The 13,307-nt window shown below is 69.4% G+C and carries 12 protein-coding genes; 3 read left to right on the plus strand and 9 right to left on the minus strand.

Features of this window, described 5'->3' with window-relative positions; all coding sequences use genetic code 11:
* Positions 1-82 precede the first annotated feature (82 nt).
* The 3 genes from V5F75_RS14645 to V5F75_RS14655 all read left to right on the plus strand — a co-directional run bounded on the left by V5F75_RS14645 (position 83) and on the right by V5F75_RS14655 (position 3,265).
* Positions 83-1,921 (plus strand): extracellular solute-binding protein, encoded by a 1,839-nt coding sequence (locus V5F75_RS14645; RefSeq protein ID WP_394036785.1) that lies wholly within the window; start codon positions 83-85, stop codon positions 1,919-1,921.
* Between the two features lie 159 nt (positions 1,922-2,080).
* Positions 2,081-2,827, plus strand: coding sequence for an SH3 domain-containing protein (locus tag V5F75_RS14650; protein WP_394036787.1), 747 nt, complete (start codon positions 2,081-2,083; stop codon positions 2,825-2,827).
* Between the two features lie 84 nt (positions 2,828-2,911).
* Positions 2,912-3,265, plus strand: a complete 354-nt coding sequence (locus V5F75_RS14655; RefSeq protein WP_394036789.1) for a hypothetical protein — start codon at positions 2,912-2,914, stop codon at positions 3,263-3,265.
* A gap of 233 nt (positions 3,266-3,498) precedes the next feature.
* On the opposite strand, the gene mfd is transcribed toward V5F75_RS14655, so the two are convergent.
* The 9 genes from mfd to V5F75_RS14700 form a co-directional block, all read right to left on the minus strand.
* Positions 3,499-7,011: a transcription-repair coupling factor gene (mfd, locus tag V5F75_RS14660; RefSeq protein ID WP_394036791.1), complete on the minus strand. Its 3,513-nt coding sequence runs from the start codon at positions 7,009-7,011 to the stop codon at positions 3,499-3,501.
* A gap of 54 nt (positions 7,012-7,065) precedes the next feature.
* The gene (locus V5F75_RS14665; RefSeq protein WP_394036793.1) at positions 7,066-7,362 is read right to left on the minus strand and encodes an FAD assembly factor SdhE; all 297 of its coding nucleotides are present in this window, start codon (positions 7,360-7,362) and stop codon (positions 7,066-7,068) included.
* Positions 7,363-7,518: 156 nt separating this feature from the next.
* Positions 7,519-8,286 carry a 5'/3'-nucleotidase SurE gene (gene surE / locus V5F75_RS14670; protein ID WP_394036795.1) on the minus strand — a complete coding sequence of 256 codons (768 nt, stop codon included), beginning with the start codon at positions 8,284-8,286 and terminating at the stop codon, positions 7,519-7,521.
* Positions 8,287-8,355: 69 nt separating this feature from the next.
* The gene (gene serS / locus V5F75_RS14675) at positions 8,356-9,825 is read right to left on the minus strand and encodes a serine--tRNA ligase (protein ID WP_394036797.1); all 1,470 of its coding nucleotides are present in this window, start codon (positions 9,823-9,825) and stop codon (positions 8,356-8,358) included.
* Between the two features lie 199 nt (positions 9,826-10,024).
* A complete protein-coding gene (tatC, locus tag V5F75_RS14680) occupies positions 10,025-10,831 on the minus strand; it encodes a twin-arginine translocase subunit TatC (RefSeq protein WP_394036799.1) in 807 nt (268 codons plus the stop codon).
* Positions 10,828-11,352, minus strand: a complete 525-nt coding sequence (tatB, locus tag V5F75_RS14685) for a Sec-independent protein translocase protein TatB (protein ID WP_394036801.1) — start codon at positions 11,350-11,352, stop codon at positions 10,828-10,830. The genes tatC and tatB overlap by 4 nt, the downstream gene beginning before the upstream one ends.
* A gap of 62 nt (positions 11,353-11,414) precedes the next feature.
* Positions 11,415-11,648: a twin-arginine translocase TatA/TatE family subunit gene (locus V5F75_RS14690; RefSeq protein ID WP_394036803.1), complete on the minus strand. Its 234-nt coding sequence runs from the start codon at positions 11,646-11,648 to the stop codon at positions 11,415-11,417.
* Positions 11,649-11,772: 124 nt separating this feature from the next.
* Positions 11,773-12,480 (minus strand): SMC-Scp complex subunit ScpB, encoded by a 708-nt coding sequence (gene scpB, locus V5F75_RS14695; RefSeq protein ID WP_394036805.1) that lies wholly within the window; start codon positions 12,478-12,480, stop codon positions 11,773-11,775.
* A complete protein-coding gene (locus tag V5F75_RS14700) occupies positions 12,477-13,307 on the minus strand; it encodes a segregation and condensation protein A (RefSeq protein WP_394036807.1) in 831 nt (276 codons plus the stop codon). The genes scpB and V5F75_RS14700 overlap by 4 nt, the downstream gene beginning before the upstream one ends.

Consider the following 13,307-nt stretch of genomic DNA (forward strand, 5'->3'; position numbering starts at 1 on the left):
TTGCCGACGAATAAGGCCAATACACGACCGACCTCAACGGAAACAAGCCGCGAGCACGCAGAAACCCGCAAGAGGAGAGGCCATGGCACGCGAATCGACGCAGAACAGGACCGCAGCGGCATTCGTGGTGGCCTGCCTTGCGCTCTGGCTCGCGCCCGGCCATGCCGCGGCACAGGAGAATCAGGCGCCGCCCGCCCCGGTGCAGATGCCAGCCATCGCCATGCGCGGGACGCCGGACCTGCCGCCCGACTTCAAGGCCCTGCCCTATGCCAACCCGGACGCCCCCAAGGGCGGGCGGCTCACGCTCTCCCAGCTTGGCACGTTCGACAGCCTGAACCCCTTCATCGTGAAGGGCTCCGCACCCGGCTTCATCCGCAATTACGTGGTCGAGCCGCTGATGGCGCGCTCCTTCGACGAGCCCTTCACGCTCTACCCGCTGCTGGCGCGCGCTCTCTCTACGGATGCCGAGCGCACCTATGTGGAGTTCACGCTCGACCCGCGCGCCCGCTTCTCCAACGGCGCGCCGGTGACGGCCGATGACGTGCTGTTCTCCTTCGCCCTGCTGCGGGACATGGGGCGGCCGAACCATCGCCTTTATTATGGAAAGATCGCCAGGGCGGAGGCGCGCGACATCCGCACCGTGCGCTTCACCTTCGCGGGGCCGGACCGCGAGCTGCCCCTCATCATGGGCCTCATGCCCGTGCTGGCGCGCGGCAGCACCGACCCCACCCACTTCGAGGAGACGAGCCTCACGCCCCCGGTCGGCTCCGGGCCCTACACCGTGGGTGCCGTGGATGCGGGCGCCGCCGTAACGCTGGTGCGCGATCCCCGCTACTGGGGCCTCAACCTTCCCGTGAACCGGGGGCTCTACAATTTCGACGAGCTGCGCTTCACCTATTTCCGCGATGCGAACACCGAGTTCGAGGCATTCAAGAAGGGGCTGATCGACGCTCGCTTCGAGGGCGATCCCGCCCGCTGGGAGACCGGCTACGACTTTCCCGCCGCCCGCGCCGGCGAGGTGGTGAAGGAGCTGATCCCCACCGGTACGCCGAAGCCCTATTCGGCGCTGGTGTTCAACACCCGCCGGCCGCTTTTCGCGGACAAGAGGGTGCGGCAGGCGCTCATCGAGCTGTTCGATTTCGAGTGGCTTGACCGCAATTTCTATCACGGCCTGTTCCAGCGCACGGCGAGCTTCTTCCAGGGCTCCGAGCTGTCCGCCCTCGGCCACCCCGCCGACGCGCGGGAGGAGGCCATCCTCGCGCCCTATCCGGAAGCCGTGGTTCCAAATGTCCTCGCCGGAACCTATCGCCCTCCGGTCTCGGACGGCACCGGGCGCGACCGCGAGCGGCTGCGGGCGGCGCTCGCCCTGCTCGGCGGAGCGGGCTGGCAGCTGCGCCAGGGGGTGTTGGTGAATGCCGAAGGTGCCGCCTTCGCCTTTGAGATCATGGTCGCCACCCGCGATCAGGAACGCCTCGCCCTCGCCTACGCCGCCCAGCTCAAGCGTGCCGGCATCACCGCCAACGTGCGCTTCGTGGACGCGGTGCAGTTCGATGCGCGCCGCAACGCCTATGAGTTCGACATGGTGCCCTTCATCTGGGGCCAGTCCCTCTCGCCGGGCAACGAGCAGGCCTTCTACTTCGGCTCGGCCGCCGCCGACACGCCCGGCACGCGCAACTACATGGGCGCGAAGAATCCGGCGATCGATGCCGCGATCGCGGCCCTCATCGCCGCCCGCGAGGAGGAGGATTACATCGCGGCCGCGCGGGCTCTCGACCGGGCGCTCATCTCCGGCGCCTACGGCGTCCCCCTCTTCCACACGCCGGGCCAATGGCTTGCCCGCTGGACCCGCATCGCGCGGCCCGAGCGCGCCTCCCTCTATGGCACCCTGGCCGAGACATGGTGGCGCGTGCCGGGCCGTTGACCATGCGCGCATGACGCGCACCATGGCACCGCCCTCCGGCACAGATCGGCCGCAATGGATGCCCAAGGTAGATCCTTCATTCGCACAGGCTCGCGGGCTTGAGCGAACATCACCCGGTAGCCGGCACAGCCCATGCGCCCGCGACCGAGGAGGGGAGTGATGGCCGACCCTCGACGTGCTTCCGAAGCGCCTGCATCCGAACGGATTCCCGTGCCCCCCCAATCCAGCTCCCCCCAGCGTCGCTCCACCCCGGTGCAGGCGGTGCGTCCGCGGATCGGCCAAGGGCCCGGCCGGACGAGGCGCCGCAGCAGCACCAAGATCGACCGCGGCGTCATGCTGCGCGCGCTCCTCGTCTCCTGCGCGGTGGCCGCTTTCGTGCTGGGCGGGTTCTTCCTGCTTCACGGGCTCGGCCTCGGACGCTCCGAGGAAGCGGCGGAGTTGCCTTCCGCCGGCACGCCGGCAGCAGCCGGGATCATTCCCACCACGGCGGCGGCTCCGGTGGCATCCGCCCCGGCGGCCGCTGCGGCGGTGACTGAAGCCGTGGAGCCGGCGCCGGCTGCGCCCGCCCCGACCCCCGCGGATTTCAACCGCCCCGCCTTCCTTGAGCCACCCGCGGCGGACAAGGCCGATGCCGACGCGGCCGACGATCCCGTTCCGGAAGCGAGCGCTTCGGCCGATAGCGCGAAGGCCGAGGCTTCCACGCAGGACGGAGAGAGTGTCACAGCCGGCAAAAGCGGGCGCATCACCACGGCCATCAACCTGCGCTCCGCTCCGCAACGCGGCGCGTCCGTGCTCGCCACCCTGGAAGCCGGCACCAAGGTGACCGTTTTTTCCTGCAAGTCCTGGTGTGAGGTGGCGGCTGGGGACAAGCGGGGCTATGTGTATCGTCGGGCGGTAGATCAATGAGCCGCCACGGAGCGCCTCTCCCGTCGGCGTGAGATCGCCACTGGTGCCCAGGCGCCCGAAACGAGGAACGGGAAAGGATCAGCCATGAAGACGAGCATTGCAGCAGGAGCCGCGCTCTTGGCTCTGGCCCTGGCCTCCGGCACGGCTTCGGCGCAGGGCGTCGTCCAGGGGGCCCAGCAGGGCGCGAACCAGGGCGTGGCGACCGGCGACAAGGCGGCGGGTCCCGTGGGCGGCGCGGTGGGCGGCACCGTGGGCGCGGTCGGCGGCGGCGTGGCCGGTGGCGTGGTCGGCGGCGTCAAGGGCGCCGGCGAAGGCGCGCAGCAGGGCGTGAAGGCCGGCGAAAAAGCGGCGGGCCCCGTGGGCGCGGTCGTGGGCGGTGCCGTGGGTGCCGTGGGCGGCACCGTCGGTGGCGTGCTGGGCGTCGACGGCAAGAAGTGAGCCCCCAAGGGCCGGTGGACCTTCCGTCCCGGCCCCCGAGCAAGCAGCGCCGGCCGGCTCCATCAAAGGGCGGACCGGCGCTTTTCGTTGGTGCATGGATATCGCGTAAAGCCCCGCTGCCGCCTCGACGGCCCCGCCGAAGCAGCGACGCGCCCCCTGGCCGAAGCCGCCATGTAAGGCACAGGCAGGGCGCCCCTTCGCGGTTGGCTGAACCGCGCCGCGGCGCCCTACCCCTACAGGCCTTTCTTCTGCGCCAGGGCGGCGAGCTTCTTGAGCACCGCCAGCGTGCCCTTCAGCCGCGCTTCCGCGCTCGGCCACTCACGCAGGAACACCACCTTGAAGTCCGGCCGCACCTTGGCCTGCGCGCCTTCCTGCGCGATCAGCTTCACGAGGCCGGAGGGGTCCGCGAACTCGTTTCCGCGGAAGCCGAGCACCACGCCCTTGGGCCCGGCGTCCACCTTCTCCACATTGGCCGCGCGGGCCAGCGCCTTGATCTTGGCGAGCTGGAGCAGGTGCCCCACCTCGGCGGGCGCCGAGCCGAAGCGGTCCGTGAGCTCGGCGCCGAAGCCGTCGATCTCCTGGTCCTCCTGCAGGTCGGCCAGCCGCCGGTAAAGCGCGAGCCGCACGTGCAGGTCCGCCACATAGTCCTCGGGAATGAGCACCGGCGTGCCGATGGTGATGTTGGGCGACCACTTGTCGTCCACGTAATCGGTGATGCCCGCCTTGATGTGGGCGATCGCCTCGTGGAGCATCTCCTGGTACAGCTCGTAGCCCACTTCCTTGATGTGGCCCGACTGCTCGTCGCCGAGCAGGTTGCCGGCGCCGCGGATGTCGAGGTCGTGGCTCGCGAGCTGGAAGCCCGCGCCGAGCGTCTCCAGAGATTGCAGCACCTTGAGCCGCCGATCGGCCTGCGCCGTCACCGCCCGCGCAGCCGGCACCGTGAAGATGGCATAGGCCCGCGCCTTGGCGCGCCCCACACGGCCGCGGAGCTGGTAGAGCTGGGCGAGGCCGAACATGTCCGCCCGATGCACGATGAGCGTGTTGGCATTGGGCACATCGAGGCCGGATTCCACGATGGTGGTGGAAAGCAGAACATCATACTGCCCGTCGTAGAAGGCGGTCATGATGTCTTCAAGGGCGCCGGCCGCCATCTGGCCATGGGCCACCGCCACCTTCACCTCGGGCACCGAGGTGGAAAGGAACTCCTGCACTTCCGCAAGGTTTTCGATGCGCGGCACCACATAGAAGCTCTGGCCGCCGCGATAACGCTCGCGCAGCAGCGCCTCGCGCACGATCAGCGGATCGAACGGCGTCACGAAGGTACGCACCGCGAGCCGGTCCACCGGCGGCGTCGCGATGATGGAGAGTTCGCGCACCCCCGTCATGGCGAGCTGGAGCGTGCGCGGAATGGGGGTCGCGGTCAGGGTCAGCACATGCACCTCGGCCCGCAGCTGCTTCAGCCGCTCCTTGTGGCCGACGCCGAAATGCTGCTCCTCGTCCACGATGACGAGGCCCAGGTCCTTGAACTGGATGGCTTTGCCGAGCAGGGCGTGGGTGCCCACCACGATGTCCACCGTGCCGTCGGAGAGGCCCTTCTTCACTGCCGTCAGCGCCTTGCCCGTGACCATGCGGGAGGCCTGGGCGATGTTCACGGGCAGGCCCTTGAAGCGCTCGGAGAAGGTCTTGAAGTGCTGGCGCGCCAGCAGGGTCGTGGGCACCACCACCGCCACCTGCTTGCCCGAGAGCGACGCCACGAAGGCCGCGCGCAGCGCCACCTCGGTCTTGCCGAAGCCCACGTCGCCGCACACCAGCCGGTCCATGGGGTGGCCGGAGCCGAGATCGTCGATCACCGCATCGATAGCGGCTTCCTGGTCGTCGGTCTCCTCATAGGGGAAGCGGGCGCGGAACTCGTCATAGACCCCGGTGGCGACGGTGAGCTTCGGCGCCTCGCCGAGCTGGCGCTGGGCCGCGATCTTGATGAGCTGGGCAGCCATCTCGCGGATGCGCTTCTTCATCCGCGCCTTGCGGGCCTGCCAGGCGCCGCCGCCCAACCGGTCGAGCTGGGCTTCCGTCTCCTCGGAGCCGTAGCGGCTCAGCAGCTCCAGGTTCTCCACCGGCAGGAGCAGCTTGGCGCTCTCGGCATAGTGGATTTCCAGGTAATCGTGGCTGGTGCCGGCGGTGTCCACCGTCTGCAACCCCACGAAGCGGCCGATGCCGTAGTCCACGTGAACCACGAGATCGCCGGGCGTCAGCGCCGTCAGCTCGGAGATGACATCCTGGGGCTTTCGGGCTTTCCGCTTGGGGCGCACCAGGCGGTCGCCCAGGATGTCCTGCTCGCCGATGAGGGCGAAATCCGGCGTCTCGAAGCCCGCCTCCACGCCGTAAACGGCAAGCGCGGCCTGCGTCTTGGGCAGCGCGGCGAGGCTCTCGAAGCGGGAGATGGACGCCGCGCCGGTGAGGTCGTGGTCCGCCAGCACCGTGCCGAGCCGCTCGCGCGAGCCTTCCGACCAGCCGGCGAGGATGACCTTCTTGTCCTTCTGCAGCTCCCGCACATGGGCGACGGCGGCGTCGAAGACATTGCCCTCGGGGTCCGCGCGCTCGGCGGCGAAGGAGCGGCCCTTCACGCCGCCCACGTCGATCACCTCGCCCTTCGCGGCCCCCTCCGGCACCGCGAACGGCGACAGATGCGCGAGCCGCGCGGCGCCGATGCGGGCGGTCCATTCCGGACCCGTGAGATAGAGACGGTTGGTGGGCAGCGGATTGTAGATGGAGCCGCCGGACGGCAATTCCAGCGCCTCCTTGCGGGCGGCGTAATAGTCGCCGATCTGCGCGATGCGCTCGCCGGCCGCTTCCTCCACCAGCGGATCGAGCACCACGGGGCTCGCCGCGACGTAATCGAACAGCGTGTCCATGTGCTCATGGAACAGCGGCAGCCAATGCTCCATGCCGGCGTGGCGGCGGCCCTCGCTCACGGCCTCGTAGAGCGTGTCGCCCTTCTGCGCCGCGCCGAACTCCGCCACATAGGCCATGCGGAAGCGCTTCATGGTGGCGGTGGTGAGCTGGAACTCAGCCATGGGCACGAGGTCCAGGGAGCGCAACTGCCCGGTGGTGCGCTGGGTTTCAGGATCGAACGCGCGGATGCTCTCCAGCGTATCGCCGAAGAAGTCGAGGCGGATGGGCGCGTCGAGGCCCGGCGGATAAAGGTCGATGAGCCCGCCGCGCACCGCATATTCACCGGTGTCGCGCACGGTGGGGGTACGCAGGAAGCCGTTCTGCTCGGCCCATTCCACGATGCCGTCGAGGGCGATGGCATTGCCCGGCGCCGCGGAGAGCGACTGGGCCGCCACCAGCGCCTTGGCCGGCACCCTCTGCACGGTGGCATTCACCGTGGTGAGGAGCACGCTCGCATTGCCGCCCTTCACGCGGGCGAGGCGCGCGAGCGTCGCCATGCGCCGCGCCACGATGGAGGCGTTGGGCGAGGCGCGATCGTAGGGCAGGCAATCCCAGGAGGGGAAGCTGTGGACGTCCAGTTCCGGCGCGAAGAAGGCGAGGCCCCGCTCCAGCGCCGCCATGCGCTGGCCGTCGCGGCAGACCACCGTGAGGCTCGGCCACGGCGCGTTCTTCTCCGCTGCAACGGCGCGGGCGAGATCACCCACCACCAGGCCTTCCATACCCTCCGCGACGCGGGAAAGGGTCAGGGGCCGGCCTTGCACCAGCGCATCGGCGAGCAGGCGGGGACGCTTCACTTCAGGAAACTCCAGCAGAACGGGTGCACGTGAACGAACGAGAGGGCGCGGAGCCTATTCGGGCAGGCCGCGCCCTTCCACATGGAACGCCTTCATGCGGGCGAACAGCGGCGTGTCGTATTCGGCCGGCACGGGATTCGTCTCGGAAATCCACGAGAACATGTCGTGGTCCTGGGCGTCGATGAGCGCCTCGAAATCATCGAGCTCGGCGTCAGAGAAGCTGGCGATCTCGGCATCGGCGAACTTGCCCATGATGAGGTCCATCTCGCGCATGCCCCGGTGCCAGGCGCGATAAAGGAGGCGCCGGCGGCGCGGATCGAGATCGGCGCTGGAACGCTGGGTGCCCGACATGACGAAACCTCTCGGGATGAAACGACGCGACCGGCCGCACCCCGGAAGATGCGTCCGCTGTCTTGCGCCGCCGCTTATAGAGGCAATGGCCGGGCCTTGGCCAGCGGCGATGCCGCGCCCGCCTTCGCGCCCTCGACGCTCACTTGCCCTCGACGCTCACTTGCCCTCGAACAACAGGGCGAGCCGCGTCATCAGCGGCTCATCGGTCATGTCCAGGCGCAGCGGGGTCACCGAGATGCGGCCTTCGTCCAGCGCCCTGAGGTCCGAGCCCGGCGCGGTCTCGAAGATGCGGCGCTCGAATGCGATCCAGTAATAAGGGTTGTTGCGCCCGTCGCGCCGCGCCTCGATGCGCATGAGCTTCTGGTCGCGCTTGCCCTGGGCGGTGGCGGCGATGCCCGTGATTTCCTCCGGCGCGCGGTCGGGGAAATTCACGTTCATGACGATGCCGGGCGGAATCCCCTCCTCCAGCAGCGTGCGGATGATCCTGGGCCCATGCGTCTCGGCGGTGATGTAGCTGGGGTTCTCCCGGCTCTTGATGCCGAACGCCTGCGACAGCGCGACGGAGGGAATGCCGAGGATGGTGCCCTCGATGGCGCCCGCCACTGTGCCGGAATAGCTCACGTCCTCGGCGATGTTCTGGCCCCGGTTGATGCCCGAGAGCACGAGGTCCGGCGGCCTGTCGGCCAGGATGTGCCGCACCGCCATGATGACGCAGTCGGTGGGCGTGCCCTTCACGGCGAAGCGGCGCTCCTCGATCTGCCGCAGGCGCAGCGGGTCCGAGAGCGACAGGGAATGGGCGACGCCCGACTGGTCGAACTCCGGTGCCACCACCCACACGTCATCGGAGAAGGTGCGCGCGATGCGGGCGCAGGCATCGAGGCCGGGGGCGTGGATGCCGTCGTCGTTGGTCACCAGGATACGCATGAATTCGCCTCGCTCCGCCGCTGCCTCCCCTCCCTCTCCCTGCCGTGGAGAGGGAGGGCCGCTCGTTCCCTACTTCAGCTTCTCGATCAGCTTCAGCCCGCCCATGTAGGGGGCGAGCGCATCCGGCACCGCCACGGCGCCGTTTTCCTGCTGGTAGGTTTCCAGCACCGCCACCAGGGCGCGGCCCACAGCGACGCCCGAGCCGTTCAGCGTGTGCACGAAGCGCGGGGCGGCCTTGCCGTCCTTGCCATCCGCCGGACGGTAGCGGGCATTCATGCGCCGCGCCTGGAAATCGCCGCACACCGAGCAGGAGGAAATCTCGCGGAACGCCCCCTGCCCCGGCAGCCACACCTCGATGTCGTAGGTCTTGCGCGAGCCGAAGCCCATGTCACCGGTGCAGAGCGTCACCACGCGATAATGCAGGTCCAGCTTCTGCAGCACCGCCTCGGCGCAGGCGAGCATGCGCTCGTGCTCCTCGCCCGATTTCTCGGGCGCAGTGACGGAGACCAGCTCCACCTTGCTGAACTGGTGCTGGCGGATCATGCCGCGGGTGTCGCGCCCGGCCGCGCCCGCCTCGGCGCGGAAGCAGGGGGTGAGCGCGGTCAGGCGCAGCGGCAGCTCTTCCTCAGCCAGGATGCTCTCGCGCACCAGATTGGTCAGCGGCACCTCGGCGGTGGGCACCAGCCACAGGCGGTTCGCCACCTGCACCTTGCGGATGTGGGCCGCAAGGTTCACCCGGTCGAGCGCGCTCGGGGCATCGAGGCCGGAGGCGAGGAGCGCGGCGATCTCCTGGGCGGCGGCGGCCTGCGCGTCAGCGATGGCGGCCGCGAAGTCCGCGGCGCGGGTGGTGGAGAACTGGTCGTCCTCGAACTTCGGAAGCTGGGCGGTGCCGTACATGGCCTCGTCCCGCACCAGGATGGGCGGGTTCACTTCCGTGTAGCCGTGCTCGCCGGTGTGGGTGTCGAGGAAGAACTGGCCGAGCGCGCGCTCCATCCGCGCCAGCGGGCCCTTGTTGACCACGAAGCGCGCGCCGGAAAGCTTGGCGGCGGTTTCGAAATCCATCTGGCCCAGGGCCTCGCCCACCTCGAAGTGCTGCTTCGGCGTGAAGGCATAGCCGCGCGGGGCACCATGACGATGGCGCTCCACATTCTCGTGCTCGTCCTTGCCGAGGGGCACATCCGGCTGGGGCGCGTTGGGGATGGCCGCGAGCTCGCCTTCGAGCTCCTGCTCCACGGCCTTCACCTCGGCCTCGAGCGCCGGCACATCCTCCTTGATCCTGGCCACCTCGGCCATGAGCGCCTGGGCGCGGGGCTCGTCCTTCTGCGCCTTGGCCTGGCCGATCTCCTTGGACGCGGCATTGCGCCGCGCCAGCAGCGCCTCCAGCCCGGTGAGGGCGGTGCGGCGCTGCTCATCGAGGCCGATGAGCTTCTTCACCAGCAGGTCGGCGGCGAGGCGCGCCTCCTGCGTGTCGCCGCCGCGCCGGGCGAGGGCGCCCACGAGGCCCTCCGGCTGTTCCCGAATCCACTTGATGTCGTGCATGGCGAGGCTCCGCGGCGGGGAGAGCACGCACGCCTCGGCCCCGTGACTGCCATCACACCCGGCCCGAAACCGGATACCCACGCCGCGCCACCCCTTGGCGCCGCTCTCATGGATGGCCGGGCCAACCCGGCCGTGACGCAGCGGGCCGACCCGTCGCGCTCCTGGAAAATTCCGAAGATGGGGAGGACGCCCGCCCGACTCAGCCGGCTGCGGAATCGGCCGCGTCGCGCGCCGCCTCGTCCGCCGCCCGCCGCTTCTCGACGGCGCCCACCAGATAGACGGACACCTCGTAGAGAAGCAGCGTCGGCAGGGCAAGGGAGAGCTGCGAGATCACATCCGGCGGCGTGAGCACCGCGGCGAGGATGAACACGCCGACGATGGCATAGCGCCGCGCCTTCCGCAGCATGTCCTGTGTGACCACGCCGATGCGGGCGAGCAAAGTGAGGATGACGGGAAGCTGGAAGCAGATGCCGAACGCCAGGATCAGCGTGGTGATGAGCGAGAGATATTCGGAGACCCGCGGCAGCAGTGAGATTTCCGCGCGCCCGTCGCCGCCCGCCTGCTGCATGTTCAGGAAGTAGGTCATCGCCAGCGGCATGGCGATGAAATAGACGAATGCCGCGCCGATGAGGAAGCAGATGGGGGTAGCGATGAGATAGGGCCGGAACGCGGCCTTCTCGTGCTTGTAGAGCCCCGGCGCGACGAACGCATAGACCTGCGCGGCCACCAGCGGAAACGACAGGAAGGCCGCACCGAACATGCCGAGCTTGATCTGGGTGAAGAGGAATTCCTGCGGCGCGGTGTAGATGAGCTTGATGCCCGGCGCGAAGCCTGAGGCGAACTCATAGGGCCAAAGCAGGATATTGTAGATCTGCTTGGCGAAGGTGAAGCACACGAAGAACGCCACCAGGAACCCGACGAGCGACTTGATGAGCCGCGCGCGCAGCTCGATCAGGTGCTCGATCAACGGGGCCTTCGACGCCTCGATATCGTCCTCGTCGCTCATTGCTGGCTCGTCGTGGGCGCCTGCGCCTGTCCGGGCGCGGCGTTCTGTGCGGAGGACGCCGGCAGCGCCGGGGCCGGCGCGCTCTCGATGGGGAAGACGGGCGGCGGAAGCGGTTCGTCAGGCGGCGGCGGGATCAGAGCATCGACCGGCGTCGCCCCCTCGCCTGCCGCAGGCACCACCGGAGTGGCAGGAGCCTCCGCCTTGGGCGTGGCGGCACTCTCCACGGTGGCGCGGATCTCGTCGCGGATGGACTTCAGCGGATCGAAGGCCTGCCCGGCGCCGACGCTCGTGAACGAGGAGCGGGCGGTGTCGGTGACGTCGGAGATTTCCTTGCGCATCTCGGCGATATCCGCCTCGCGCAGGGCCTCCTGGAACTGCCCCTGGAATTCGCCGGCCATGCGGCGCAGCTTCCCCACGGTGCGCCCTACGGTGCGCAGCACCGAAGGCAGCTCCTTGGGGCCGATGACGATCAGCGCCACAATGCCGATCAGCATCAGCTCGGACCAGCCGATCTCGAACATGAACGCCTCACGCCCGCGGCCGCGCGGCCGCCCTTCTCAAAGCGGATGGTGGGAAGAGGCCGTCAGACGGCCTTCTTCTCACCCTCGGCGGTGGCGCTGGTGGTCTGGCCGGGCAGCGGGCGCGGCGCCTCGGAAGCCGCCGGCTTCGCCGGCTCGTCGTCCTCGGCCATGCCCTTCTTGAAGGACTTGATGCCCTTCGCCACGTCACCCATGAGGTCGGAGATCTTGCCCCGGCCGAACAACAGGAGCACCACGGCCAGCACCACGATCCAGTGCCAGATGCTCATCGAACCCATTCCGGTCATCCTCCGAAAGGTCAAAGACCCCGGCGGCGACGGCCTCGGGGTACTCGGGCGCCGACACTAGGCCCCGCCCGCGGCGAAAACAAGGAGGCCCCCGGCATCCACAGGCCGAAGCCGCTCACTCCTCGTCGGAGGGCGGCGGCGACAGGGTGAAATCGAGCGGCTCCGGCTCCAGCGGCTCCTCGTCCTCCCTCAGGTCCGGATCGTCCGATGGCAGGGGGATGGCGAAGCCGCCGGGGATGCGCCCGTCGAGCAGCCCGGCGCCCTTCAGCTCGTCCATGCCCGGCAGGTCGGAGACCGCATCGAGGCCGAACTGGACCAGGAAGGCGGGCGTGGTGCCGTAAGTCACCGGGCGGCCGGGCGCCTTGCGCCGGCCGCGCAGCCTGATCCAGCCGGTCTCCAGCAGCACGTCCAGCGTGCCCTTGGAGGTGGAGACCCCGCGAATTTCCTCGATCTCCGCGCGCGTCACCGGCTGGTGGTAGGCAATGATCGCCAGCACCTCCACCGCCGCCCGCGACAGCCTGCGCTGTTCCGGCGCGAGATCGGCCAGCTCGGGCGCGAGGTCCGGCGCCGTGCGGAGCATCCAGCCGCCCGCCACCTTCGCGAGGTTCACCCCGCGCCGCGCGTAGTCGCCCGAAAGGGCCTCCATCAGCGCATCGAGGTCAGCCCCCCCCGAAAGGCGCGGGCGCAGGGCGCGCGCATCCAGCGGTGCCGAAGACGTGAACAGCATCGCCTCGATCACCCTCAGGTCCCGCACGAAGGCGGCCGCGCGCTCGTCGTCGGGGCGCACGTCGAAGAGGTCGATGCGCGGCGCGGGCTTCTTCATGCGTCCCCTTCGTTCTCCCGCGTTCCGCCCGGCCGCCCCACACCGTCCCTGGCGCGCAGCCACAGGGGCGCGAACGGCCGCTCCTGCCGGATGTCGATAAGCCCCTCCCGCACCATCTCCAGGGTCGCGGAAAAGCTGGAGGCGAGGGCCGTCGCCCGCTGATCCGGCCGGGTAAGGTATTCTACCAGGAACTCGTCGAGCCGCATCCAGTCGGAGAGGAGTTCCCGGCCCAGCAGCCGCTCAAGCCGCTCGCGCGCCTCGGCCAGGGACCACACCGCCCGCATCTTCAGCGTGACTGTAGAAAGCACCTGGGTCTGTCGCTGGCGGGCGTAGGCGGAAAGGAGATCATAAAGCGTCGCCGTGTAGGCGACCGGCCGGCGGGGCATGTCGGCGGGGTCGGGCTCGGCACGGGCGAACATGTCACGGTCCATCCGCGGGCGTGCCATCAGTTGCTCGGCCGCCTTGCGGATGCGCTCCAGGTGCCTGAGGCGCCGGGCGAACGCCGCCGCGAGCTCCTCCGCGCTCGGCCCTTCCTCCTGCGGCGGCGCGGGCAGGAGCAGGCGCGACTTGAGGTAGGCGAGCCAGGCCGCCATCACCAGATAGTCCGCCGCCAGCTCCAGCCGTCCGCGCCGGGCCTCCTCGATGAAGGCCAGATACTGGTTCGCGAGGGCAAGGATGGAAATACGCGTCAGGTCCACCTTTTGCGTGCGCGCCAGCGCCAGCAGAAGATCGAGCGGCCCCTCGAAGCCGTCGAGATCGACCACGAAGCCGTCTTCCCCGGCCTCGGGGCGTTCATCGCCGCCTTCGGGGAAGTCGTCCGCCGCCAT

It is taken from the genome of Xanthobacter albus, from assembly GCF_043194895.2.
Lineage (GTDB): Bacteria > Pseudomonadota > Alphaproteobacteria > Rhizobiales > Xanthobacteraceae > Xanthobacter.

Excerpts from the sequence above, each read along its gene's own strand:
- V5F75_RS14645 (WP_394036785.1), top strand. The coding sequence starts at position 83 with ATGGCACGCGAATCGACGCAGAACAGGACCGCAGCGGCATTCGTGGTG.
- V5F75_RS14650 (WP_394036787.1), top strand. The coding sequence starts at position 2,081 with ATGGCCGACCCTCGACGTGCTTCCGAAGCGCCTGCATCCGAACGGATT.
- V5F75_RS14655 (WP_394036789.1), top strand. The coding sequence starts at position 2,912 with ATGAAGACGAGCATTGCAGCAGGAGCCGCGCTCTTGGCTCTGGCCCTG.
- V5F75_RS14665 (WP_394036793.1), bottom strand. The coding sequence starts at position 7,362 with ATGTCGGGCACCCAGCGTTCCAGCGCCGATCTCGATCCGCGCCGCCGG.
- surE (WP_394036795.1), bottom strand. The coding sequence starts at position 8,286 with ATGCGTATCCTGGTGACCAACGACGACGGCATCCACGCCCCCGGCCTC.
- serS (WP_394036797.1), bottom strand. The coding sequence starts at position 9,825 with ATGCACGACATCAAGTGGATTCGGGAACAGCCGGAGGGCCTCGTGGGC.
- tatC (WP_394036799.1), bottom strand. The coding sequence starts at position 10,831 with ATGAGCGACGAGGACGATATCGAGGCGTCGAAGGCCCCGTTGATCGAG.
- tatB (WP_394036801.1), bottom strand. The coding sequence starts at position 11,352 with ATGTTCGAGATCGGCTGGTCCGAGCTGATGCTGATCGGCATTGTGGCG.
- V5F75_RS14690 (WP_394036803.1), bottom strand. The coding sequence starts at position 11,648 with ATGGGTTCGATGAGCATCTGGCACTGGATCGTGGTGCTGGCCGTGGTG.
- scpB (WP_394036805.1), bottom strand. The coding sequence starts at position 12,480 with ATGAAGAAGCCCGCGCCGCGCATCGACCTCTTCGACGTGCGCCCCGAC.
- V5F75_RS14700 (WP_394036807.1), bottom strand. The coding sequence starts at position 13,307 with ATGGCGGCGGACGACTTCCCCGAAGGCGGCGATGAACGCCCCGAGGCC.